This window comes from Bradyrhizobium sp. USDA 372 (assembly GCF_053629095.1).
The window spans coordinates 6,471,715-6,495,620 of sequence record NZ_JBRJHR010000001.1; the positions used below are offsets into that span (position 1 = coordinate 6,471,715).

The 23,906-nt window shown below is 65.8% G+C and carries 22 protein-coding genes and 1 pseudogene; 9 read left to right on the plus strand and 14 right to left on the minus strand.

Annotated elements, in window-relative coordinates; translation table 11 throughout:
• The 5 genes from AB7M16_RS30310 to AB7M16_RS30330 are packed head-to-tail and all read left to right on the plus strand — an operon-like array spanning position 1 to position 4,598.
• Complete coding sequence (locus tag AB7M16_RS30310; RefSeq protein WP_439401052.1) at positions 1-942, plus strand: ABC transporter permease subunit; 942 nt, start codon at positions 1-3, stop codon at positions 940-942.
• Positions 935-1,780 (plus strand): carbohydrate ABC transporter permease, encoded by an 846-nt coding sequence (locus AB7M16_RS30315; RefSeq protein ID WP_453946127.1) that lies wholly within the window; start codon positions 935-937, stop codon positions 1,778-1,780. Before AB7M16_RS30310 ends, AB7M16_RS30315 begins: the two co-directional genes overlap by 8 nt.
• Before the next feature lie 19 nt (positions 1,781-1,799).
• A complete protein-coding gene (locus AB7M16_RS30320; RefSeq protein WP_453946128.1) occupies positions 1,800-2,897 on the plus strand; it encodes a Gfo/Idh/MocA family protein in 1,098 nt (365 codons plus the stop codon).
• Positions 2,898-2,907: 10 nt separating this feature from the next.
• Complete coding sequence (locus AB7M16_RS30325) at positions 2,908-3,552, plus strand: ThuA domain-containing protein (protein WP_172783844.1); 645 nt, start codon at positions 2,908-2,910, stop codon at positions 3,550-3,552.
• Positions 3,549-4,598, plus strand: a complete 1,050-nt coding sequence (locus AB7M16_RS30330) for a LacI family DNA-binding transcriptional regulator (protein ID WP_172783845.1) — start codon at positions 3,549-3,551, stop codon at positions 4,596-4,598. Before AB7M16_RS30325 ends, AB7M16_RS30330 begins: the two co-directional genes overlap by 4 nt.
• Before the next feature lie 28 nt (positions 4,599-4,626).
• Here the strand turns inward: AB7M16_RS30330 and AB7M16_RS30335 are convergent, their stop codons facing one another.
• The 6 genes from AB7M16_RS30335 to dctP are packed head-to-tail and all read right to left on the minus strand — an operon-like array spanning position 4,627 to position 11,444.
• Complete coding sequence (locus AB7M16_RS30335) at positions 4,627-5,514, minus strand: VOC family protein (RefSeq protein WP_453946131.1); 888 nt, start codon at positions 5,512-5,514, stop codon at positions 4,627-4,629.
• 48 nt (positions 5,515-5,562) lie between these two features.
• Positions 5,563-7,083, minus strand: coding sequence for a malonate--CoA ligase (locus AB7M16_RS30340; RefSeq protein WP_453946133.1), 1,521 nt, complete (start codon positions 7,081-7,083; stop codon positions 5,563-5,565).
• A complete protein-coding gene (locus AB7M16_RS30345; RefSeq protein ID WP_212254697.1) occupies positions 7,080-8,489 on the minus strand; it encodes a malonyl-CoA decarboxylase in 1,410 nt (469 codons plus the stop codon). Before AB7M16_RS30345 ends, AB7M16_RS30340 begins: the two co-directional genes overlap by 4 nt.
• Before the next feature lie 17 nt (positions 8,490-8,506).
• The gene (locus AB7M16_RS30350; protein ID WP_212254698.1) at positions 8,507-9,862 is read right to left on the minus strand and encodes a TRAP transporter large permease; all 1,356 of its coding nucleotides are present in this window, start codon (positions 9,860-9,862) and stop codon (positions 8,507-8,509) included.
• Entirely contained in the window at positions 9,859-10,416 is a 558-nt protein-coding gene (locus tag AB7M16_RS30355; RefSeq protein WP_212254699.1) for a TRAP transporter small permease, read from the minus strand. The genes AB7M16_RS30350 and AB7M16_RS30355 overlap by 4 nt, the downstream gene beginning before the upstream one ends.
• On the minus strand, positions 10,413-11,444 hold the full coding sequence (gene dctP / locus AB7M16_RS30360) for a TRAP transporter substrate-binding protein DctP (protein WP_453946136.1): 1,032 nt from the start codon (positions 11,442-11,444) through the stop codon (positions 10,413-10,415). Before dctP ends, AB7M16_RS30355 begins: the two co-directional genes overlap by 4 nt.
• Positions 11,445-11,566: 122 nt before the next feature.
• Between dctP and AB7M16_RS30365 the strand changes: the two genes are divergently transcribed.
• The gene (locus tag AB7M16_RS30365) at positions 11,567-12,250 is read left to right on the plus strand and encodes an FCD domain-containing protein (protein WP_439363920.1); all 684 of its coding nucleotides are present in this window, start codon (positions 11,567-11,569) and stop codon (positions 12,248-12,250) included.
• 54 nt (positions 12,251-12,304) lie between these two features.
• Here the strand turns inward: AB7M16_RS30365 and rpoH are convergent, their stop codons facing one another.
• Positions 12,305-13,195, minus strand: a complete 891-nt coding sequence (rpoH, locus tag AB7M16_RS30370) for an RNA polymerase sigma factor RpoH (protein ID WP_453946138.1) — start codon at positions 13,193-13,195, stop codon at positions 12,305-12,307.
• Positions 13,196-13,491: 296 nt separating this feature from the next.
• On the opposite strand from rpoH, the gene AB7M16_RS30375 reads away from it, so the two are divergent.
• A complete protein-coding gene (locus AB7M16_RS30375) occupies positions 13,492-13,839 on the plus strand; it encodes a hypothetical protein (RefSeq protein WP_453946140.1) in 348 nt (115 codons plus the stop codon).
• 8 nt (positions 13,840-13,847) lie between these two features.
• On the opposite strand, the gene ftsH is transcribed toward AB7M16_RS30375, so the two are convergent.
• Both ftsH and AB7M16_RS30385 read right to left on the minus strand, forming a co-directional pair.
• Positions 13,848-15,689 (minus strand): ATP-dependent zinc metalloprotease FtsH, encoded by a 1,842-nt coding sequence (ftsH, locus tag AB7M16_RS30380; RefSeq protein ID WP_453946142.1) that lies wholly within the window; start codon positions 15,687-15,689, stop codon positions 13,848-13,850.
• A gap of 243 nt (positions 15,690-15,932) precedes the next feature.
• Positions 15,933-16,214 (minus strand): hypothetical protein, encoded by a 282-nt coding sequence (locus tag AB7M16_RS30385; protein ID WP_453946144.1) that lies wholly within the window; start codon positions 16,212-16,214, stop codon positions 15,933-15,935.
• A 328-nt stretch (positions 16,215-16,542) separates the two neighbouring features.
• Between AB7M16_RS30385 and AB7M16_RS30390 the strand changes: the two genes are divergently transcribed.
• Complete coding sequence (locus AB7M16_RS30390) at positions 16,543-17,730, plus strand: CaiB/BaiF CoA transferase family protein (RefSeq protein WP_453946145.1); 1,188 nt, start codon at positions 16,543-16,545, stop codon at positions 17,728-17,730.
• Positions 17,731-17,732: 2 nt separating this feature from the next.
• On the opposite strand, the gene AB7M16_RS30395 is transcribed toward AB7M16_RS30390, so the two are convergent.
• Positions 17,733-18,455, minus strand: coding sequence for a DUF72 domain-containing protein (locus AB7M16_RS30395; RefSeq protein WP_212254703.1), 723 nt, complete (start codon positions 18,453-18,455; stop codon positions 17,733-17,735).
• A 90-nt stretch (positions 18,456-18,545) separates the two neighbouring features.
• Here AB7M16_RS30395 and AB7M16_RS30400 point away from each other — a divergent pair, with 90 nt between their 5' ends.
• On the plus strand, positions 18,546-18,761 hold the full coding sequence (locus tag AB7M16_RS30400) for a hypothetical protein (RefSeq protein WP_212254704.1): 216 nt from the start codon (positions 18,546-18,548) through the stop codon (positions 18,759-18,761).
• A gap of 1 nt (position 18,762) precedes the next feature.
• Here AB7M16_RS30400 and AB7M16_RS30405 read toward each other — a convergent pair whose 3' ends face one another.
• The 4 genes and pseudogenes from AB7M16_RS30405 to AB7M16_RS30420 all read right to left on the minus strand — a co-directional run bounded on the left by AB7M16_RS30405 (position 18,763) and on the right by AB7M16_RS30420 (position 23,893).
• Positions 18,763-19,911 (minus strand): amidohydrolase, encoded by a 1,149-nt coding sequence (locus AB7M16_RS30405; RefSeq protein WP_453946148.1) that lies wholly within the window; start codon positions 19,909-19,911, stop codon positions 18,763-18,765.
• 243 nt (positions 19,912-20,154) lie between these two features.
• Positions 20,155-21,240, minus strand: a complete 1,086-nt coding sequence (locus tag AB7M16_RS30410; protein WP_453946149.1) for a mandelate racemase/muconate lactonizing enzyme family protein — start codon at positions 21,238-21,240, stop codon at positions 20,155-20,157.
• Positions 21,241-21,388: 148 nt separating this feature from the next.
• Complete coding sequence (locus AB7M16_RS30415) at positions 21,389-22,582, minus strand: M20/M25/M40 family metallo-hydrolase (RefSeq protein WP_453946151.1); 1,194 nt, start codon at positions 22,580-22,582, stop codon at positions 21,389-21,391.
• Positions 22,583-22,649: 67 nt separating this feature from the next.
• Positions 22,650-23,893, minus strand: a pseudogene (locus AB7M16_RS30420) (MFS transporter).
• Positions 23,894-23,906: the final 13 nt, after the last annotated feature.

Genomic DNA, 23,906 nt, shown 5'->3' on the forward strand with positions numbered 1-23,906 from the left:
GTGGCGCGACGGATCGCGATGTCCTCGCCGATCGGCGTTGCCGGCGAGGCGGCTCCTCAGGTCGCGGTTCGTGGCCCCGGCTGGGATGGCCGCTTCACGGTCCTGATCCTGTTCCTGCCGCCCGCGCTGCTGCTGTTCACGCTGTTCGTGGTGCTGCCGATCGGCGAGGCCGCCTGGTACTCGGCCTTCAACTGGAACGGCTTCGGCAGGCCGACGAACTGGATCGGCTTCGACAATTACCGCTTCGTGCTGGAGACGCGGGCCTTCTGGCTCGCGCTGCGCAACAACGGGCTGATCATCGCCGTTTCGCTCGCCGTCCAGCTGCCGCTTGCGCTCACGCTGGCCCTCATGCTGGCGGAGCGCTTTCGCGGCGCCGTGGCGCTGCGCATGCTGTTCTTCATGCCCTATATCCTCGCCGAGATCGCGACCGGGCTGATCTTCAGCTTCGTTTATGACGGCGACTACGGCCTCGTCGCCTCGATCTGGCGCGCCTTCGGCGCCGAGCCTCCGCATCTCTTGGCCTCGACCGACACCGCGATGCTGGCGGTGCTGATCGTGGTGGTCTGGAAGTATTTCGGCTTCCACATGATGCTGTTCATCGCCGCGCTGCAAAGCCTCGACAAGAGCCTGGTCGAGGCCGCCCGTATCGACGGCGCGACGCGGACGCAGACGCTGCGCCACGTCGTGATCCCCTTGCTCTATCCCACGATCCGCCTGTCGGTGTTCTTCGCCATCATCGGCTCGCTGCAGCTGTTCGATCTCGTCATGCCGCTGACGCGCGGAGGACCGGCCGACTCCTCGAACACGATGGTGAGCTTTCTCTACAACAACGGCATCTCGCGCATGCGGGTCGGCTATGGCAGCGCCATCGGCGTCATCCTGTTCGCGATCTGCGTGACCTTTGCCTTCACCTACAAGCGATGGTTCATGCGCGATGAGTAATGACGGGGCCAGAAGCGCGTTCGATCCCGCCGTGCTGTTCAAGGCGCTGTTCCTCGGCCTGATCGCGATCTTCGTCCTGGTGCCGCTGCTCGCGACCCTGCTCGGCGGCTTCAAGTCGCTCGGCGAGCTTCGCGTCAATCCGTTCGGCCTGCCCCGGCATTGGGAGTGGCAGAACTACGCCGACATCCTGTTCTCGGCGCGCTACTGGCAGCTCCTGCGCAATTCGCTTGTTATCTCGACGCTGGCGGTGACGCTGACCCTGATCACGGCTTCGATGGCCGCGTTCACCTTCGCTCATGTCAGATTCTTCGGCTCATCGATGCTGCTCAGCTATCTGACGCTGGGCCTGCTGTTTCCCGCTGCGACCGCCGTGCTGCCTCTGTTCATCAAGGTGCGGGATCTCGGCCTGCTCGACACTTATTTCGGCGTCGCGCTGCCGCAGGTGGCGTTCAGCCTCGCCATGAGCGTGCTGCTGCTGCGCCGCTTCTTCAAGGACATTCCATACGAGCTGCTCGAGGCCGCGCTGGTCGACGGCTGCAGCTACATCAAGTTCTTCCGCTATGTCACCTTGCCCTTGTCGCGTCCGATCCTGGCGACCGTCGGCACCATCACCTTCGTCAACAGCTGGAACGCCTATCTGCTGCCGCTGGTGATGCTGAACACCGATGCGCTGTATCCCTGGCCGCTCGGCATCATGGTCTACCAGGGCGAATACTCGTCCGAATGGCACCTGATCCTGGCCTTCATCACGCTCACCATCCTGCCCACGATCATTCTGTTCCTGCTGGCGCAGAAGCACATCGTGGCCGGCCTCACCGCAGGCGCGGTCAAGGGATGAGCCATCTGGGGAGATCATAATGAGAAAAGTCGGCGTCGGAATCATAGGCTGCGGGGTGATCAGCACCGCCTACCTCAAGGCGGCCCAGCGCTTTCCGGTCATGGAGTTCAGGGCGCTCGCCGACATGCGCAGCGAGGTTGCCGAGCGCCAGGGCGCGGCATTCGGCTTGCCGGGAATGCGGGTCGACCAATTGTTGAAGCGCGATGATATCGAAATCGTCGTCAATCTCACGGTGCCGCTCGCCCACACCGACGTCAGCCTGGCGGTGCTGAACGCCGGCAAGCACGTTCATTCGGAGAAGCCGCTCGGCATCAATGTCGCGGAAGCGCGCAAGGTCATGGAGCTCGCCGCACAGAAGAACCTGCGCGTCGGCTGCGCGCCCGATACGTTCCTTGGCGGCGGCCATCAGACCGCGCGCAAGCTGATCGACGAGGGCGCGATCGGCACGCCCGTCGCGGGCAGTGCCTTCTTCGGCTGTCCCGGCCACGAGCGCTGGCATCCGGCGCCCGGCTTCTACTACCTGCGCGGCGGCGGATCGATGCTCGACATGGGGCCGTATTACATCACCGATCTCGTGCAATTGCTCGGTCCGGTCGCCAGCGTGATGGGCTCGACCGCGCGTCCGAAGACCGAGCGCCTCGTTACCAGCCAGCCGATGAACGGCGCGCTGATTCCGGTCGAGGTCGCGACCCATGTCGCCGGGACGCTGGAATTCGAGAGCGGCGCAGTGGTGTCGATCACGATGAGCTTCGACGTGCCGAAACATCGGCATGCGCCGATCGAGATCTACGGCGACAAAGGCAGCATGCTGGTGCCCGATCCAAATCGCTTCGGCGGCGAGGTGCAGGTGGCAAAGACCGGCGGCGAATGGGAGGTGATGCCGCTGACGCACGGTCACGTCGAGGGCGAGTTCCGCTCGATCGGCGTCGCCGACATGGCTGGCGCGATCCTGAACGACAGGCCGCATCGCGCAAGCGGCGCGCTCGCCTTCCACGTGCTGGAGGTGATGGAGGCGTTCCAGACATCCGCCGACGAGGGCCGCCGCGTCAAGATCGAGAGCCGCGTCGAGCGGCCGGCGATGCTGCCGGCCGGACGTGAAACCGGACAGATCGATTGAGGGAATGACCATGCGCAAGGCAATGATTGTATGGGGTGGCTGGCCGGGACACGATCCCGATCTCTGCGCTTCGATGATCCGCGGCTGGCTGAAGGCGGAAGGTTTCGAGGTCCGGATCGAAACCACGACCGAGGCATTCGGCGATCCCAAAATCCATGATCTCTCGTTGATCATCCCGATCTACACCATGTCCAAGATCGAAAAGGCGGATGCGCTGAATCTTTGCGCTGCGGTGCGCAGCGGGGTCGGGCTCGCCGGCCATCATGGCGGCATGTGCGATGCCTTCCGCGATTCTGTGGACTACCAGTTCCTGTGTGGCGGGCAATGGGTTGCGCATCCCGGCAACATCATCGATTACAAGGTCGACGTGACCAAGCCCGACGATCCCATCATGAACGGCCTGAAAAGCTTCGAGCATCGTTCCGAGCAGTATTACATGCATGTCGATCCCGCCAACGAGGTGTTGGCAACGACGACTTTCACCGGTGAGCACGCGCCCTGGATCGAGGGCGTGGTGATGCCGGTGGTGTGGAAGAAGCGTTATGGCGCGGGGAGGGTGTTCTACTCCTCGCTGGGCCACCGCGCCTACGAGCTCGACGTGCCGGAGATTCGGACGTTGATGACCCGCGGCATGCTGTGGGCCGCGCGCGAATGACTGAAGGCGCGACCCAGCCGGTGCTTCGAGCCACGCTCGAGGACGTCGCGCGCGCGGCGGGCGTTTCGCTCGCCACCGTCGATCGCGTCGTCAACCGGCGCGAGGGTGTTCGTGCCAAGACCGTCGCGCGTGTCGAGGCCGCGGTGGCAAAGCTCGGCTATCGCGCCGATGTTGCCGCGGCGCGGCTCGCCCGCGGGCAGACCTTCCGCTTTGCTTTCGTGCTGCCGACCGGTAGCAACAGCTTCATGACCAATCTCAGCGAGCAGGTCGCGCGCACCGCGGGCTGGCTCGCCGGCCATCGCGGCTTCATCGACATCCACCATGTCGACGTGTTCGACCCCGATGTCCTTGCCGGTGCGCTGGAGAACCTCTCGCCGGCCTATCAGGGTGTCGCCGTCATCGCGCTCGATCATCCCAGGGTTCGCGCCGCGATCGACGAGCTCGTCGCGCGCGGGGTCGCGGTGGTGACCTTGGTGTCGGACGCGCCGAGCTCGTCCCGGGTGCACTATGTCGGGATCGACAATCCGGCCGCGGGCCGCACCGCCGCCACGCTGATGGGGCGCTTCCTTGCCGGGCGCGAGGGCACCGTCGCCGTGATTGCGGGATCGTTGTCGCTGCGCGATCACACCGAACGGCAGTTCGGCTTCCACCAGATCCTGTCGAGTGAGTATGCGAACCTGTCCGCACTCCCCGTCATCGAGGGGCGCGACGACAGCGACCGCACGCGGGACCTCACGGCCGCGCTGCTCGCGCGCCATGCCGATCTCCGCGGCATCTATTGCTGTGGCGCCGGCAACCGCGGCATCGCCGATGCGCTCGAGGCTTCGGGCCGCGCGCGCGAGGTGGTCTGGATCACACATGAGCTGACCGAGCACACCAGACGGTTCCTGGTGCGCGGCACGCTCGACGCCGTCATCAACCAGGATGCCGGCCATGAGGCGCGGTCTGCGGCGCGAGTCCTGCTCGCGCATTGTTCGGGCGAGCCGATCAGCCCCGACCAGGAGCGTATCCGCATCGACATCTTCCTGCGGGACAATCTGCCGTAGGCAGACGCGCGCAAGCGCGCCGTGAGGATTACGCCTCGTACTGGTCCGGCCCCATCGCCCAGGACGACTCGTCGTGGCCGAACGCGTAATTGCGGTTGTTGAGCGCCGGATTGCGGTTGACCATCGGCCGCATGAACATCGGGTGGGTCGCTGAGCGCACCTCGTGCTCGACCGTGAACAGCGGCTTGCCGCTGTCGAGGTCGACGATGTCGCAGAACCGGTACTGGTATTGATTGTCCTCGCGGGAGATCAGCTTGCGCGCAAGCAGCTTGCGGTAGGGACCGGAGAAGTCGGTGATGTACATCTGCACATGGTGACCGTCATAGTCGCCCAGCGGCCGGTCGGTCTCGCGGAACAGCAGATGCTGGTTGCGGCCCGTCGTCACGGCGGCAACAGCGGCCTCGCCGTTCCGCAGGCTCGCGGGCATGCCCATGATCTCGGGATAGAAGGCGCAGATGCCGGCCGCCGTTCCCTTGGGCACGTCGAACTCGACATAGGGAATGCCGAGCGCGATCCGGCCGAACCGCGCGGCGTCGGGCTCGTAGCAGCGCACGCGGTTACCCCAGGGGCAAACTGCCTCGACATGGTCGTTGTGCTCCCTGAATGCGAACGCCGTGCCCTCGAGCTTCTTTGCGACCGCCCCGAGCCGCGCCAGCAGCGCCTCGCGGCCTTCGATGACGAGGCCAACGTGCCCGCGCAGCACCTGCGGCCGGCCGCTCGGCAGATGAAACTGGCTCCGCCCGGCGTTGATCCACATGTTGGTGTCGGACACCATCAGGTAGGGGTCGCGGGTGAGTCCGAGCCCGGCGACGTAGAACAGCGTGGCGAGGCGCTGGTCCGGGACCTGGATGTTGACGTGCTCGAAATGGATGGCGTTGCCGAGATCTTCTGCGGATCGGTCGAATTGTTGCGGCATGGGTGTGCACTTCTCGCTGGGGGACGAACGCGTGCATCTTAAAGCATGCTACGCCCGGCCGGAATAGAGATCGGCAAAGCGTTCGCGCAGGACGTTCTTCTGGACCTTTCCCATCGCGTTGCGCGGCAGGCCGTCGACGAACACGACCCGCTTCGGCTGCTTGAATTTCGCCAAGCGTCCCGACAGCGCGGCGAGAATGGCGCGCTCGTCGACCGACGAGCCCGGCGCGCGAACCACCGCCGCAGTGACCCCCTCGCCAAAATCGGCGTGCGGCACGCCGACGACCGCGCTCTCGGACACGCCCGGAATCGCGTCGATCTCGGTCTCGATCTCCTTGGGGTACACGTTGAACCCGCCGGTGATGATGAGGTCCTTGCCGCGCCCGACGATGTGCAGGTAGCCGTCCGCATCGAGCTTGCCGAGATCTCCCGTGATGAAGAAGCCGTCGGCGCGGAATTCGGCCGCGGTCTTGTCCGGCATGTTCCAGTAGCCCGCGAACACGTTGGGCCCCTTCACCTCGATCATGCCGACGTCGCCGACCGGGAGCATTGCGCCGGTCTCCGGATCGGTGACGCGAACCTCGACGGCGGGAAGCGGCCGGCCGACCGAGCCGGCAATGCGGGGCCCCTCATAGGGATTGGAGGTGATCATCCCGGTCTCGGTCATGCCGTAGCGTTCCAGGATCGCATGCCCGGTCCGCGCCTTCCAGGCCCGATGTGTCTCGGCCAGAAGCGGCGCCGAGCCGGCGACGAACAGCCTCATGTTGGCGGTGCTTCGCTCGTTCAGGTCAGGGCACTCGAGCAGGCGGACATAGAAGGTCGGCACGCCCATCAGAACCGTGCTGCGCGTCATCGTCGCCAGGATGCGTTCGGCGTCGAACTTCTGCATGAACAGGATGCGCGCGCGGGCGGCGAAGGAGACGTTGCAGGCCACGAAGAGCCCGTGAACGTGATAGATCGGCAGGGCATGGATCAGCACGTCCTTGCTCGAATAGCGCCACTCCTTTACGAGCGTCAGCGCGTTCGAAGACAGGTTGCCGTGCGTCAGCATGGCTCCCTTCGAGCGGCCGGTCGTGCCCGACGTGTAGAGGATGGCGGCGAGATCGTCGTTCGTCCTGGCGAGGGTGTCAAATCGCGCCGGGAAGTCCGCCGCGGCCTGGACGAGCGAACCCTTGCCGCGCTGATCGAGCGTCTCGACCCGGCCGCCTGCCTTGGCGGCGATGACGCGCAAATCGGCCTCTTCCCTGGGATCGCACACGATCAATGTCGGCTGCGCGTCGCGGATGAAGTACTCGGTCTCGGCCGGCGTATAGGCGGTGTTGAGCGGCAGATAGACCGCGCCTGCGCGCAGCGTTGCAAGATAGAGCGCGACGGCCTCGACGGATTTCTCCACCTTGGCCGCGACGCGGTGGTTCGGGCCGATGCCGATGCTGGCGAGGAAGTTCGCGAACCTGCCGCTGAGGGCGGCGAGTTCGGCATAGCTCAACGCCGTGCCGTCGTCCTTCTCGATGCAGATGGACTGGTCGGACTCCGCGCCGGCGAGCAGGCGGTCGTACAGGTTCGAGCTCATGACGAGATCTTCCGTTGCGAGTTGGTGTGAGGACTGGGAACGAGGTCGCGCGACGACAGTTTCGCGCGAAGCGCCTTCTTCACGTTGTCGGAAGCGACGACGGTCCCGGCTTCCGCAAAGGCCTCGTGGTTCGCCTCGATGTGCTCGAGCGCGTAGAGATAGTTCACCATCAGCCCGTAGGACTGCTTCATGCCCTTGGCGGAGGCGTCGCCGAGGAAATTCAGTCGTTCCAGGCGTGCGCCGTTGCCGAGGTGGAAGCGGGCGACCGGATCCACCGGCTTGCCCGACGGCAGTTTCGCCTTCAGGAAGTAATAGGCGGCAAGCGCGGTGATGGCCTCTTTCGCCTGCGCAATATCGCCGCCGTCCTCGATCGCGGCCATCGCTCGGCGCGTATCGTCGTCGATCGCAGCCGATGCCTCGCTCTTGAGCTCGCGCCTCGCCCAGCCGGCAAAGCCGGGCACGGGCGACAGGGTGACGAAGGTCTTCAGGTTCGGCAGCTCGCGGGCGAGATCCTGCACCACCTGCTTGATCAGGAAGTTGCCGAACGAGACGCCGGCGAGGCCCTTTTGCGTGTTCGAGATCGAGTAGAACACGGCGGTGGTCGCCTCGTGCGCGGCAATCGCCTGGCGCGACTTGTCCAACAGCGGTCCGATCGCGCCGGGAATCTCGCGTGTGAGCGCGACCTCGACGAAGATCAGCGGCTCGTCCACCAGCTGCGGATGGAAGAACGCGTAGCAGCGGCGGTCCGGCGGCTCGAGCCGGTTGCGCAAATCGTCCCAGTCCTGGATGGCGTGGACGGCTTCATACCTGATGATCTTTTCGAGGATGTTGGCCGAGGTGGTCCAGTCGATCGGTCGCAGCACGAGGAACCCCCGGTTGAACCAGGACGAGAACAGATGGACGAAGTCGTCGTCGACGGCCTGCAGCTCGGGATGCTCGCGCAGCAGCGCGAGCAGCACCTCGCGCATCCGCACCAGCGAGGCCGTTCCGCCCGGCGCGAGGTTGAGTCGCCGGATCAGCTCCTGCCGGCGTGGCTCCGCGGCGGCATGGAGCGCCTCGAGCTTGCTGCCGTCGCCACCCTCCTTGCGCTGGTAGGCGGCGATCGCGAGCTCGATGGCGCGGCGGTCGGGCCCGAACCGGTCGGCGAGGGAGGATAGAAATTTGAGCCGCTGCGGCTCGGCCGCGGCTTCGAACGCGGCAAGCAGCGATTGCGCGATCGCAACGCCGGAGGCTTCGCCGCGACGCGACAGCAGCGCCTCGCCCAGAAGCGCGAGGTCGCGATCCTCGCTCGCCTCGCGATCCGGCTTGATGCCGAGAACCGCGCGGCCGCGTTGTGTCAGCGTGTCGATCAGCCCTTGCAGGAATTCGGGCGCCGCGATGCGTCCGGATCGGATGTCGCTCAGCATGGTTCATGCCTCCTCGGTTAACGCGTCGGGGCGCCCATCACCAGATTGGGCAGAAAGGTGGAGATCGAAGGGACCAGGCAGAGCAGGACCACCGCGAACGCCATCAGCACGACGAAGGGCAGCGTGCCCCAGATCACGTCCCTCAGGGGAATGTCGGGCGCGATATTCCTGATGACGAAGATGTTGAGCCCGACCGGCGGGTGGATGAGGCCCATCTCCATCACGATCGTCATCACCACGCCGAACCAGATCAGGTCGAAGCCGGCGTCCTTGAGCGGCGGCAGGATGATCGGCGCGGTCATCAGGATGATCGAGACCGGCGGCAGGAAGAAGCCGAGCACGACCACCAGCACCAGGATCGCGCCCAGCAGCACCCATGGTGACAGATGCATCGCCACGATCGCCTGCGCCGCGCCCTGGCTGATGTGGAGATAGCTCATGACGTAGGAGTAGAGCAGCGACATGCCGATGATCAGCATCAGCATGGTCGATTCCTTCAGCGTCGATTCCAGGATCGGGCCGAGATCCCGCGGCCGCCACACGCCGTAGATCGAGGCGATCAGGACCAGCGCCAGGATGCCGCCGAGGCCGGCGGTTTCCGACGGCGTCGCATAGCCGCCATAGAGCGCGATCATGACGCCGCTGAGCAGCACGACGAAGGGCAGCACGCGCGGCAGCGCGCCGAAGCGCATCGCCATGGTGAAGCGCTCGTTCGACAGGATCGGATGCTGTGCCGGATCGGCGGCATAGGCGCGCTGCGCCGCCTTGTACTCGGCCTTGAACCTCAGCACCGCATAGGTCGCAAACAGCAGCACCAGCAGCAGGCCAGGCCCGATGCCGGCGAGGAACAGACGTCCGAGCGACTGCTCCGCTGCGACCGCGTACAGGATCATGGTGATCGAAGGCGGCAGCAGGATGCCGAGCGTGCCGCCGGCGGCGATCACGCCCGCGGCGAAGCCGCCGGAATAGCCGCGCTTGCGCATCTCGGGAATGCCGGCGGAGCCGATCGCCGAGCAGGTGGCCGGAGACGATCCGGCCATCGCGGCGAACAGCGCGCAGGCGAACACGTTGGCAATGCCGAGACCGCCGGGGATGCGGCCCATCCAGACATGGAGCGCGCTGTAGAGGTCCTGTCCCGCCTTCGACTTGCCGATCGCGGCGCCTTTCAGGATGAAGAGCGGGATCGCCAGCAGCGTGATCGAGGCCATCTCCTCGTAGACGTTCTGCGTCACCGTATCGAGCGATGCGGCGGGCATGAAGTAGTACATGAAGATGACGGCGACCGCGCCGAGCGCCAGCGCGATCGGCATGCCCGAAGCCATGACGGCGAGGGTCGCACCACCATACATCAATCCGACGGCAAGCGTGCTCATTTGCTCCTCCATGTCTCGAGGCTCGCGGCCAGCTGAAGCGCGATCTGCAGCGTCATCAGCGTCATGCCGAGCGACATCATGCTGTAGGGAATCCACAGCGGCGGGGCCCAGGTCGATCCGGACACCTGTCCGTCGACCCAGGCTTCGTGGAACAGCGTCCAGGATTTCCAGGCGAAGAAGGCGCAGAACGATAGGCTCGCGGCGTCGACCGCGAGCATGCGGATCGCATTGCCGCGCTTCGAGAGGTAGCCGGTGAGCGCCTCGATGCCGATATGGCCGCGCCCGGCCTGTACGAACGCGGTGGACAGGAACGTGGCGCCGACCAGCAGGAACACCGCAGCCTCGTCCTGCCAATAGGTTGCCGCGTTGAAGAAGTAGCGCGCGGCCACGCTGTAGCTGAGGATTGCGCTCGAGACGATGAGCGCGATCGAGCAGAGCACGACGATCGCCCTGTTGAGCAGGGTCATCGCGCGCGCGATGCGTCCGACCGGGGAGCCGGGTCGCGCCGACGTCACGGCGGTGGAATGGCCGAGATCGATGCCGTGCGCGCTCATGAGCCCGCCTCCATGGCGAGCTTGATCAGGCGGGCGCAGTTCTCGTTCTTGCCCGCGTAATCCTTCCAGGCCGTCTCGCGCGATAGATCCCGCCAGGCCTGAACCGTCTTGTCGTCGAGATCGTGCACCGTCGCGCCGGCGGTCTGGTAGACCTTGGCGACACGAACGTCGTCCTCCACCGCAGCATTGCGGCCGAACGCTTCGAGCTCGGCGCCGACCGAGACGATGATGTCGCGCTCCTCGTTCGACAGCCGGTCGAACACCGCCTTCGACATCACGAGCGGCTCGAGCATGAACCAGTAGCTCTTGGCCCGGCCCGTCGTCAGATGCTTGGCGAGCTCCTCCAGACGGAACGAGGTCAGGCTGGTGGAGGAGGTGAGAGCGGCATCGCACGCCCCGGTCTGCATCGCCGCATAGAGCTCGTTGGAGGGCAGCGACAGCACCGAGGCGCCGGCAGCCTGCAGCACCAGATCCATCTCGCGCGAGCCGCCGCGGACCTTCATGCCCTTGGCATCGCCGACCGCGACCAGCGGGCGCGAACGGCTGGCGACGCCGCCGGCCTGCCAGATCCAGGTGACGATGACGAGGCCCTTGGCGGCGAGGAATTTGGTGAACTCCTGGCCGATCGGCTTGTTCTTCCAGCCGAGGCCTTCGTCGTAGCCGGTGACGAGGCCCGGCATCAGGCCGATGTTCAGCTCGGGAAGATCGCCGCCGGCGTAGGAGATCGGGATGAGGCTCATGTCGAGCGCGCCTTTGCGCATCGCCGAGACCTGCGCGTTGGTCTTCATCAGCGACGAGCCCGGATAGATCTCGGCGGACATCGCGCCCTTGCTGCGCTCCTGGATCAGCGTCGCGAAGCGCCGGCAGAGCCGGTCGCGGAAATCGCCCTCGGTCGCGGTGCCTCCCGGAAACTGGTGCGAGATCTTCAGGGCCGTGGCCGCGCGCGCCGCTCCGAACCGGAGCAGCGCCGGGGTCGCGATCCCCAGGGCCAGAGTTTGGGCCAAGGCTTGGCGTCTTGAAATCCTCATTCCATACCTCCCGTTGCAGATTGCATTTTTTATTTCTAATCTTGCATACAATTCATATATGAACTGCATGCTGTATGTTTTGTCAAGCGTATGGTATGGAATTGCAGGATCGGGTGTATACAATGAGCCAGGCCTTCAGACTGAAGCAGTCGATCGAAGACGCTGTGATTGCAGGGGAATTTCAGCCCGGCGATCGCTTGGACGAAGCCTCGCTGGCGGAGCGATTCGGCGTGTCGCGGACGCCCATCCGCGAGGCGCTGCTGCAGCTCGGCGCCGAAGGCTTCATCGATGTCCGCCCGCGACGCGGCGCCATCGTCAGCGTCCCGTCACCGACCCGGCTGTTCGAGATGTTCGAGACCATGGCGGAGATCGAAAGCGCCTGCGGACGGCTGGCCGCGCGGCGGCTGACGCCGGACAATGATGCGGCGATGGAAGCTGCGCACCGGGCCTGCGAGACGGCCGCGCGAAACGGCGACAGCGAGCAGTATTACGCCGACAACCGCAACTTCCACGAAGCGATCTACCGCGCCAGCCGCAACAGCTTCCTGGCCGATCAGGCCTTCGCCCTGCACAAGCGCTTGAGCGCCTATCGCCGCATCCAGCTGCGGGCGCGCAACCGGCTGCTGCAATCGTTGCAGGAGCATGCCGGCATCCTGGAAGCAATCCGCGCCGGCGACGAGCAATTGGCCGCAACGCGCCTCCACGACCACGTCCTGGTGCAGGGCGAACGGTTCTCGGACATGGTCCTCGGCCTTTCACCCGCCGGCCAGTCTCCTGCCGAAGGCAGGAGGGAGACTGCGAAATAGGCGTTGCCGTTCGCATCTTGAGCGGCTCGCAGCAGCATTCTCTCTCTCGTTCGTCTAATGTGACGTCACGAGGCTCGCATCATCGAGACGCGCGAACACGTTTGCCTTGATCCGCTGCAAGGCCCGCTGCTCGATCTGGCGGACGCGCTCGCGCGAGACGCCGAACTTGCCGGCGAGCGCGTCCAGCGTCTGGTGCGGTTCGTCGAGATACCGCGCCTCGACGATGCTGCGCTCCCGCGGTGACAGCGCCGCGAGTGCATCGGCGAGGGCAGCCTTGGTGCGTTCACGATCGGCGGCTTCCAGCAGCAGACTCTCCGGGTCCGGAGACGGATCCACCAGCCGGTCCTGCCATTGGTCGCCCTCCGTCTCGACGCTGAGCGGCACGTTGAGTGAGATGTCGCCGCGCAGCCGGCCGTTCATCTCGACGACGTTGGCTTCTCTCACGTCGAGATGGCTCGCGATATAGGTCAGCTGATCCGTCCGAAGATCGCCGTCCTCCGGTACGCCGAGCCTGTTCTTCAGCTTGCGCAGGTTGAAGAACAGCTTCTTCTGCGCAGCGGTGGTGCCCAGCTTGACCAGCGACCATGATCGCAGGATGTAGTCCTGAACCGATGCCTTGATCCACCAGGCGGCATAGGTCGCAAGCCGAAAGCCTTTCTCGGGATCGAACCGCTTCACGGCCAGCATCAGCCCGACATTGGCTTCCGAGATGAGGTCGGCGATGCCAAGGCCATAGCGGCGATATTGCAGTGCGATCTTGGCCGCGAGCCGCAAATGGCTCGTCACCAGCCGATAGGCGGCGTCCCGATCGCCGCAATCGCGCAATCGCCTGGCATATTCGGCTTCTTCCGACGCCTCGAGCAGCGGAAACCGATGGATCTCCTTGAGATAGCGGGATAGCCCGGCTTCGGAATGAAGCGCAGGAAGCGATGAGGCAACCAACATCGCGCCCTCCCTTCACGAGCACCGCTCGCGCCGGTCGGGGGCGCGTAGCCGATCCATGCGACAATCCAGGTGAAGCGCCGAGAGCGGCGCCGTCGGCAGCGCGGCGCGTTTGGCAGGCCGCGCGATCCGAGCGCAGGCAGGTTTCATGTCCAAATCCTCGACAGAGCAAGATGGGTGCACCACCGCGAGCCTGCCCCGCTGAGCCCGTTCATGGCACCCAGACGCTTCAGGCCGGTGGGCGCCACTAGAATTTGGAAATGGCCAGAATGTTCCAGCGTGAATGGTCGTGACTGAAAATGGCGATGGCGATTGCCGTATTCCTTCTCCGCTGCAGGCAGCTCTTGAAACGCGAAGCTTTCATTCCAATTTGGTCCACGCAGGCGCCGATGAGGCTGCACGCATGTTTGGTTCGTGGGATGGATGACTATCGTGATCTCGTGAGCGCGGCCCTTGCGCTGTTTTGCGCCGGATTGATGTTGGTGGCCGGCCATCTCCTGATCGAATGGCACGCTGGAAATACCGATCCCGGCACGAGGATCGAGGCGCCGAAAGGCGCGCCCGCGCCGCTCATCTCGAACGGTTCGCCGCCGGACAGGCGAATGATCGAACTCCCTGCCGAGATCAGGCGCAAGCGCGCTGCGTGAAGGGGACCCTAGATTGCCCGCAGTCCTTCCTTGGGCATCTCCCGGATCAGCGCATCGATGTCGTTCTGCTCCAGCGTCTCCTTCTCGAGCAGCTTCTTTGCGGCGCGGTCCAGGATCGGCCGCCGGGTGGTCAGGATGCCCTCGGTGCGCTGGAAGACCTCGTCGACGATGGCTTTCACCTCGTGGTCGACCGCGGCGGCGGTCTCTTCGGCATAGTCGCGCTCGCGCGTCGGATAGGGACGGTCAGGGCCGGCAAGGAAGTTGCCGGGATCGCGCTCATAGGCGACGCTCCCCAGTCGCTCCGACATGCCGTAACGCGTCACCATGCTGCGGGCGATGTCGGTGACGCGGCGCAGATCGTCCGCCGCGCCGGTGGACAAATGCCCGAACACGATCAGCTCCGCGGCCCGCCCGCCGAGCAGCACCGCCATCTTGTTCTCCAGCTCCTCCTTGGTCATGAGGAATCGGTCCTCGATCGGCCGCTGGATGGTGTAGCCGAGCGCGCCGACGCCGCGCGGGATGATCGAGACCTTGTGCACGGGATCGGTCCCCGGCAGCGAGAGCGCGACGAGCGCGTGCCCCATCTCGTGATAGGCGACGATCTCGCGTTCCCTGGCGTTGAGCAGGCGATTGCGCTTTTCCAGCCCTGCGATCATGCGCTCGACCGCGTTGTTGAAGTCGCTCATGCTCACCGCCTCGGCACCGCGGCGGGTCGCCAGCAGCGCCGCTTCATTGACGAGATTGGCGAGATCGGCGCCCGTGAAACCCGGAGTGAGTGCGGCAACGGCGTCTGCATCGACGCCGTCAGCCACGCGCACCTTCTTCATGTGCACCTTGAGGATCTCGATGCGGCCCTTCTTGTCGGGCCGGTCGACCAGCACCTGCCGGTCGAAGCGGCCGGCGCGGAGCAGGGCCGGATCGAGGATCTCGGGCCGGTTGGTGGCGGCGAGGATGACGAGGCCCGAGCGTGAATCGAAGCCGTCGAGCTCGACCAGCAGCTGGTTGAGCGTTTGCTCCTTCTCGTCATGACCGCCGGCAAAGGGACCGATGCCGCGGGCGCGGCCGAGCGCGTCGAGCTCGTCGATGAAGATGATGGCCGGCGCCTTGTCGTGCGCCTGCTTGAACAGGTCCCGGACCCGCGCCGCACCGACGCCGACGAACATCTCGACGAACTCCGAGCCGGAGATCGAGAAGAACGGCACTCTGGCCTCGCCGGCCACGGCCTTGGCCAGCAAGGTCTTGCCTGTACCCGGCGGGCCCACCAGCAGCACACCTTTCGGCATGCGGCCGCCGAGCCGGCCGTAGTCGGTCGGGTTCTTCAGGAAATCGACGATCTCGCGCAGCTCGTCCTTGGCCTCATCCACCCCCGCCACGTCGGCAAAGGTGACCCCGGTGTTGGACTCGACATACACCTTGGCCTTGCTCTTGCCGATCGCCATCAGCCCGCCGCCGATCCCGCCGCCTTCGGCCATGCGGCGGCCGATGTACCACCAGACGCCGAGGAACAGCAGCACCGGCATGACCCACGATAACAGGTCGCGCAGAAACGTGCTCTCGATCTGCCCGGTGAAGCGTACGTTGTGTTTCTCCAGCTCCTGGGCGACGTCCTGGTCGACACGTGTGGTGACGAATTGCTTCTGGCCGCCGGGCAGAGGCTCCTTCAGCGTGCCCTGCAAGGTGCGGTCGGAAATGCCGACCGTCTCGACTTTGCCCTGGCGCAGCAATTGCTGATATTCGCTGTAGGGGATCACGGCGATCTGGTGCGCCGCCGAGATCAGATACTGGATCAGGAAGACCGCGAAAATTGCGGCGATGGCATATCCGACATTGAAACGGGCATTCTTGTTCATGCGGAGACCAGATCCGATCGTGTCAGGCGGGCCGCGCTGCGTCGAGGCGCATCTTGGCGCGCTCGCTCGGGCCCGGTCGGCGTCCGGACCTGCATCGTATCGACAAAACTTCTCCTGCTGCTATCGGTTCCTGCCATGCCGACGCGCTTCGGGGGAGAGGCGCCTCGCACCCGGAGGGCCGCGCTCGGCGATCGGGTTGCCAGGCAGGATAAGGCCCGGTTGCAGGCCGGGCCTTTGCTTGGCTCACCAGGGATACCAGTAAGGGTATGCCGCCGGATAATACCGGACGGTCCGATAATATCGGGGCCCGTAGTAATATCCCGGCGGACCATAGACCGGCTCATAATAGACCGGAGGTGCGGCCGCGGCGGCCAGTGCTCCGGTGAACAGGCCGAGCGCCACGGCCGGACCGATGCCCGGTCCTCCCCAGTGATGATGATGGCCCCGCCAATGGGCCGAAGCCGGCGCAACCGTTCCGATGAGGAGCGTTGCTGCCGCGGCGATTGCAAGAGCAAGCTTTCTCATGTGACTTCCCTCGAACTTTTGTCCACGCAAGCGGGCTTCTCGATCCTTTGCATGAGTTTCGTTTCGCCGAACACGGGGTCCGGCAGCATTCGAACTTAGGATTGGCCGCGACGACTTCAAGTCTCGTGCCGCGGCTCCGACGTTTGGTCGCAGACGCCGGAGCGTCACTCGCGGGCGAGAGCGTTGGCCGACATCGTCACTGCCGGATGTCCGGTCCAATTCCGCCCGTCGAAATGTCCGCGGCTCATATTCCTGGGCCAGCGGATGTCGTACCTTGCGGAGACAGCCGGCCGCTGTAATTTGAGCGAAACATCAAAGGAAGGAATCCATGGGGGGAGTCTTGGAGGGCGTGCGCGTGCTCGATTTCGGGCGCTATATCGCCGGGCCCTATTGCGCCACCTTACTGGCCGAGTTCGGGGCCGAGGTCATCCGCATCGAGAAGCGCGACGGCAGCGAGGATCGTTTCGTCGCGCCGGTGGGCGAAGGCGGCGAGGGCGCGCTGTTCCTCCAGGTCAATCGCAACAAGAAGTGCATCACGCTCGATCCGATGAAGGCGCAAGGCCAGGAGGTGATGCGCCGCCTGATCGCGACCGCTGACGTCGTGGTCGCCAACCTGCCGCCGCAGACCCTGCGCGCGATGAAGCTCGACTACGACTCGCTGAAGGCGATCAAGCCTGACATCATCCTGACCACGGCGACAGCGTTCGGCGGGCCGGGCCCGTGGTCCGACCGCGTCGGCTTCGACGGCGTCGGCCAGGTGATGTCGGGATCGGTGTACATGACAGGCACCGGCGATCCGCCGTACCGGGCCGCGGTGAACTGGGTCGATTTCGGCACCGCGCTGCACTGCGCCTTCGGCACGCTTGCCGCGCTGATCGAGCGCGGCAAATCCGGGCGCGGGCAGATCGTCGAGGGCGCGCTGCTCGCAACCGCTTTGTCCTTCACCAATGCCACGCTGATCGAGCAGGCCGTCATCAACGTCAACCGCGTGCCGACCGGCAATCTCGGCCAGACCGCGGCTCCCGCCGACATCTACCGCACCAGGGACGGCTGGGTGCTGTGCCAGGTCACCGGTCATCCGCTGTTCAAGCGCTGGGCGCGGCTTATGGGCGAGGAGGAGGTGTGGCTGAACGATCCGCGCTTTGCCGATGACATCAGCCGCGGCAACAACGGCCGCATCATCAGCGAGCGGATGGCGCGCTGGTGCGCCGAGCGCACCACGCAGGAGGCCGTCGATACGCTGGGCCAGGCGATGATCCCGACCGGCCCCGTGCTCTCACCGCAGCAGGCGCTGGATCATCCGCATATCCGCGCCGCCGGCTTCATGCAGGACGTCGACTATCCCGGCCTGCCGAAGCAGGCGCCGGTCGCCCGCGCCGCGGTGCGGCTGTCGGAAACGCCCGGCAAGATCGCAAGCCGCCCGCCGACGCTCGGCGAGCACACCGATGTCGTCCTCGCCGAACTCGGCTACGATGCGGACGAGATCGCGGCGCTCCGGCAGACCGGCATCATCTAGCATCACAGCAGCAGCTTCAGCGCCTTGGCATCGGCCGGGGCTGCGCTCTTCTGGTCGTTGTCGAAATAGACGTAGACGTCGCAGCCCTGACGCTTCCACGACGTGATGCGCTTGGCCCATTGCGCCAGCGTGGCCTTCGTATAGTGCCCGTGATAACGCCCGCTTGGCCCGTGTCCGCGCACATAGACGAAATCCGCCGTGCGCTTCCACGGCGCCGGCGCATCGTGATGGTCGGACAGGCACAGCGAGATGTTCTCCTCAGTCAGCATCCGCAGGATGCGCGGCTGATACCAGCTCGGATGACGGAATTCGAAACTGTAACGCCGCTTTCGTGACAGCAGCTTGAAGAACGACGCGAGCCGGTCCGCATTCGCCTCGAACTGCGGCGGCAGCTGGAACAGGATCGGGCCGGCCTTGCCGCCGAGCCGCGTGATGCGGTCCTCCAGCAGCTCGAGGCTGTTGACGGAGCGGTCCGACAGGCGCTTCCAGTGCGTGATGAATTTCGACGCCTTCCAGGCGAACACGAAGTCGCGTCCGGTCTGCTCGCGCCATCCCGTCACTGCCTCCGGCGTCGGCGTGCGGTAGAACACCCCGTTCAGCTCCGTGGTGTCGAACTGCCCGGCATAGTAGCGAAGCTGCTGCTTCAGCGTCACGCCCTCGGGGAAGAACGGGCCGCGCCAGGAGGCGTAGTGCCAGCCCGAAGTTCCGATCAGAACGCGCGCCATGTTTCACGTGCCATCCGTTGCTATTTGCCGGAGGGAACGTCCGTACGGCCGATACGTTTCTCGTGGGCATCCACACGAGGACCGGAACCGATGTACGCGCTGTTCGAAGGCAACAAGCAGATCGGCAATCCCTTTCCGACCGAGAAGGAGGTGTGGGAAGCCGCCTTGATCGAGGGCCTGGTGACCGATGTCCCGGTCGCCGACGAGGAGGGCGGTCACCTCTTGCCCGACGGCTATCACGTCGAGCGCGTCGACGAGACATTCGCGCCGCGGCCGGACTGGAAGCTGCCGCGCGAGATCTCCTGAGCTAATTCGACGCCAGCGCCGCCTTGGCCACCTCGGCCATCCAGCGCGAGGCCACCGGCAGGATCGCGTCGTTGAAATCATAGCGCGGGCCGTGCAGCTCCGCGCCGTCGCGCAAGGGCCCGTTGCCGATCCAGACGAAGGCGCCGGGCCGCTGCTGCAGATAATGGGCAAAATCCTCGCCGGCCATGCTGGGGGCGAGATCGCGCCGCACCGGCGCCTGCACCTTCTCCGCGGCGATGCGCGCGAGGTCGGCCTCATCGGGCGTGTTGATCACGACGCCGACACCCCAGACGATCTCGGGCGTGACTTTGACGCCGAAGCTGGTCGCGATCCCGGCGCAGGTGCGCTCGATGCCGTCGAGGATGGTGTCCTTGACCGCCTCGCGGTGGTAGCGCAGCGTGCCGCGGATGGTGACGCGTCCGGCGATCTGGTTCGGCGCGGTGCCGCCTTCGATGGTGCACAGCGACAGCACGGCGGTGTCGAGCGGATCGACGCCGCGCGAGGTAATCGATTGCAGCGCGACGATGAGGTGCCCGGCCGCCACCACGGGATCGCGCGTCAGATGCGGCATGCCGGCGTGCCCGGCGTGGCCCTCGATCGTGATGGTGATGCGCCCGCCGGAGGCCATGACGACGCCGTCGTGCACGGCGATGGTGCCGGCGGCAAGGCCCGGCCAGTTGTGGAAGCCGAAGATCCGCTCCATCGGAAAACGGTCGAACAGCCCGGCCGCGACCATCGCGCGCGAGCCGCCAAAGCCTTCCTCGGCCGGCTGGAAAATCAAATCGACCGTGCCGCTCCAATCGCTGTCGGCGGCGAGCAGGGCCGCGGCGCCCAGCAGCGAGGCGGTATGGCCGTCATGGCCGCACGCATGCATCACGCCCGATGTCTTTGAAGCATAGGGCAGGGCGGTGTCCTCGGTGATCGGCAGCGCATCCATGTCGGCGCGCAGGCCGACCCGCCTTTGCGCGTGGCCGCGCGTCAAGGTCGCGACGATGCCGTGGCCGCCGATGTTGGCCTCGAAGGGAATGCCGAGCTCGGTGAGCTTGTCCTGCACGAAGGCGGCGGTCTCCTTCTCCTGCAGCGACAGTTCGGGATGCGCATGCAGGTGGCGGCGCCACGCGGTCAGTTTCTGGTGCAGTTCGGGGGACAAGGCAGGTGTCTCTTGAGTGATGTCGGTTGCCGCCACCATAAAGGATTATCACCGCCATGCACCCCGCGCCTTGGAATGCCTCGCGTGCAGCAATGTGCTTTTTCCGTCATTCCGGGGCGCGCCTCTTGGCGCGAACCCGGAATCCATGGTGCAGCTCGCTCCGAGGCCCAATGGATTCTCAGGTGCGCAATTGCGCACCATAGCTCGCGACTTCGTCGCGCCCCGGAATGACGAGCATGGGTGTTACGCCAGCTTCGCCAGCCCCTTCCAATCGAACCCGATCCCATGCCCCGGCCGGTCAGGCGCCAGCGCCAGCCCGTCCTTCAGCACCAGCGGATGCTCGATGTACTTGTCGAGCCCGAATCCGTGCGCCTCCAGATAGGATCGGTTCGGGCAGGCCGCGAGCAGGTGCACGGTGACGTCGTGCGCGCCATGACTGGTGACGGGCAGGTTGAACGCTTCCGCCAGCCGCGCGATCTTCATGAACGCGCTGACGCCGCCGCAATTGGTGACGTCGGGCTCCGGATAGGACACCGCGCCGGATGCGATGTAGTTCTTGAACTCCCACAGCGAGCGCAGATTCTCGCCCGCCGCGATCGGCACGCCGCCGGCCTGCATGATGCGCACATGCCCGGCGACGTCGTCGGGAATGATCGGCTCCTCCAGCCAGGTCAGGTCATAGGGCACGAACGCGCGCGCGGCGCGGATGGCTTCCTCGACCGTCCATTTCATGTTGGCGTCCGCCATCAGCGGAAAGCCGTCGCCGAGATGCTGTCGCATCGCCGAGACGCGCGCGACGTCGGACTTGAGCTCGGGCCGGCCGACCTTCATCTTGATGGCGCGAAAGCCCTTGGCGAGATTGCCGTCGGTCTGCTTGAGCAGCGCATCGACGGAGAGATCGAGGTCGATGCCGCCGGCATAGCACGGCACGTGCGCATCGAAGGCGCCGAGCAGGCGGTACAGCGGCAGCTTGGCGCGCCGCGCCTTCAAATCCCACAGCGCGATGTCGAGTGCCGACAGCGCCAGCACCGCCGGCCCGCCGCGGCCGCCATAATGCAGCCCCCACCAGACATGATGCCAGATCGCTTCGGTGCCGTCGGCCTCGCGCCCTTCGACCAGCGGCGGGATCTCGCGCTTGAGAATGTCGGCCACAGCCCCGCCATTGCGCCCGACCGTGTAGGTGTAGCCGACGCCCTCGGCGCCATCGGCATCGCGGACGCGGCAGGTGATCAGCTCGAACGCCGTCATGTCGCCATGCGTGGAGTCCGACAGCGCGACGGGGAGGGGGATCCGGTAGAACCCGGTCTCGATGTTTGCGATGCGCGGCATGTAGCCTCCCTGTTTTTTCTTTTGCTTCGTAGGGTGGGTTAGCTAGCGGTTGCGCGAAGCGCAAACGCTGGCGTAACCCACCACTTCTGTTGCCGTGGATGCATACGAGGATGGGTTACGCTGACGCTACCCACCCTACAAACCAAACTCATCGCGTCGTCGCGAGTTGCACCGCCAGCGCGCAGGCGCGGTCGTATTCGTCGAGATTGATCCATTCGTCGACCGTGTGCGCCTCGTTCTGGCCGGCGCCGAAGGTCACGGTCGGAACGCCGTGGCGGACCATCCAGTTGGCGTCGAGGCCGCCATTGGCCGCGCGCACGTTCGGGGTGCCGCCGACCGCAGACACCGCCTCGATCGCGCGCTTCACGACGGGCAGGTTCTCCTTCATGCGGAACGGATAATAGTCGGTCTCGGCCTTGAACTTGACCTTGCCGGACTTGCCTTGCGCGTTCGTCACCTTCTTGGCCGCCTTCTCGAACGCGGCCTTGTAGGCCTTGGTGATCTCCTTGAAGAACTTTCCGTCATGGCTGCGGCTCTCGCCGCGCACATGGACGTAGTCGGTGACGACGTTGGTGGCATCGCCCGCGGGGCGGCCTTCGCCGCCGGTGACGGGGCCGACATTGCTGGTGCCTTGCTGCTTGCCCTTCACCACCTTGCCGAACCAGCCGCCGGCCTTCACGTCGGCCAGCGCGAGGGCCATGATCATGGTCGAGGAGATGCCGCGCTCGGGTGCGACGCCGGCGTGCGAGGCGCGGCCAAAAATCTCGACGGTCCAGCGGTCGGCGCCGACGGCCCCGATCACGACGTTGGAGGCCGAGCCGCCGTCATAGTTGAACGCCATCACCGGCGAGCCGAGCTCGTCGAGCTTGACGTGACGCGCGCCATAGAGCCCGCTCTCCTCGCGCACGCAGAACAGAAGCGTGATCGGCGGATGATCGAGCTTCTGCTTGGCGAGCTCGGCGGCCAGCGTCACCAGCACGCCGCAGCCGCAGCGATTGTCGCCGCCGAGCGCGGTCCTGGCGTCGTTGACGATCTTGCGCCCGGACTTCTTCGGCTTGGCGCCGGCGCACAGCGGCACGGTGTCCATGTGGGTCATGAACATGATCCGCGGCTGGTTGTGCAGCGCGCCGCGGCCGGGCAGGTCGACGATGAGGTTGCCGGTCTCGGTCGGCACCGGAATGCGCGTGTTGGCGTCGTCGAGCCGGATCGCCTTCGCCGGCACGCCGGCCTCCTTCAGCGCGGCCGTGAGCTCCCGCCCGATCGCCGCCTCCTGTCCGGTGACGCCCTCTACAGTGAGGAAGCGCATGAGACGATCGGTGGCGGCTTTGGTGTCGACAGGCATGGACTCGAATTCCCCTTGATGCGGATGGCGGCGCAGCATCCCCTGCGCTTTCGCATTTCGCAAGGGCTCAGACGCGCTGTGTGTAGATCAGGAAAATCAGCACGCCGAGCGCCAGCGCCGCCGCCATGAACAGCAGCACCGCCGGCAGCCCCGCGAGCGCGGCCACCGCGCCGGTGACGGACTGCATCAGCGCGGTGCCGAGAAAGAAGGCGAGATTGACGGCCGCAAGTGCTTTCCCTGCGACCTGCGCGTCGACGAGCTGCCTGGACATGCCGAACAGCAGCGGCTGCGCCGAGGTGAAGAGCCCGATGAGCACGAACAATGCCAGATCGTAGGACGGCGGCATGACGTTCACGCCGAACAGCCATGCAACGGCAAAGTGCGGGGCTCCCAGCGCCATCAGCGCGAGCAGCAGCGCCGCGATCGCATGCGTGCCGGCGACCAGCTCACGGCGGTGGCCGAGCCTGCGGTCGATCATGCCGACCAGCAGCGGGCCTGCGATCATCGCCAGCGTGAAGGCGCCGAGCTGGTTGCCGGCCTCGACCCGCGTCAGTCCCTTGATCTCCATCAGCCAGGGCCCGCCCCACAGGCCGCGCAGCACCAGCGAGCTCGCCAGCGACACCATCGCCAGCGCGATCACGCCGCGCAGCGGCCGCGACAGGCCGAGCCTGACCACATCGATCATCTGCGACAACGGCGAGGAATCATCCTTGTGCTCGGCCGGCTGGTGCGGCACCAGCACGAACACCGCGAGCGCGACGAGGATGCCGCCGATCGCGGAGAGCCAGAATCCGGCACGCCAGCCGTAACTGTCGATCACGAAAGCGAGCGGGCTCGCCGACAGCAGCATGCCGATATTGCCGATCGAGAGGATGGCGCCGGACCACAATCCGAACCGCGCCGCCGACAATTGCTTGGCGGCGAGCGTCATCGGGCACATCAGCATGCCCGAGGTGGCGACGCCGAGCAGCAGCTGCCCGACGGCGAAGCTCTCAGGCCCCGTCGCAAATCCCGAGGCCACCGCGCGCCGAACACGGTTCCCGCCAGCAGACCGAGCGAGACCGGCCGCACGCCAAATCGGTCCATCGCCGCGCCGACCGGGATCTGCGAAGCCGCAAAGGCGAAGTGATAGACCGACGTGAGGCTCGCCAGCGCCTGCGGCTCGATGTGGAAATCCGCCGCCATCAGGTCGAGGCTCACCGCCGGAATGGTGCGCAGCAGGGTCGACAGCATGTGGCCGCAGGCGAGCGCGACCAGCGCGAAGATCAGCGCGCGGGTGGCTGTGCCCGCGTCGTTGGCGGCCGTGGTCATGAGCGTCCCGTCC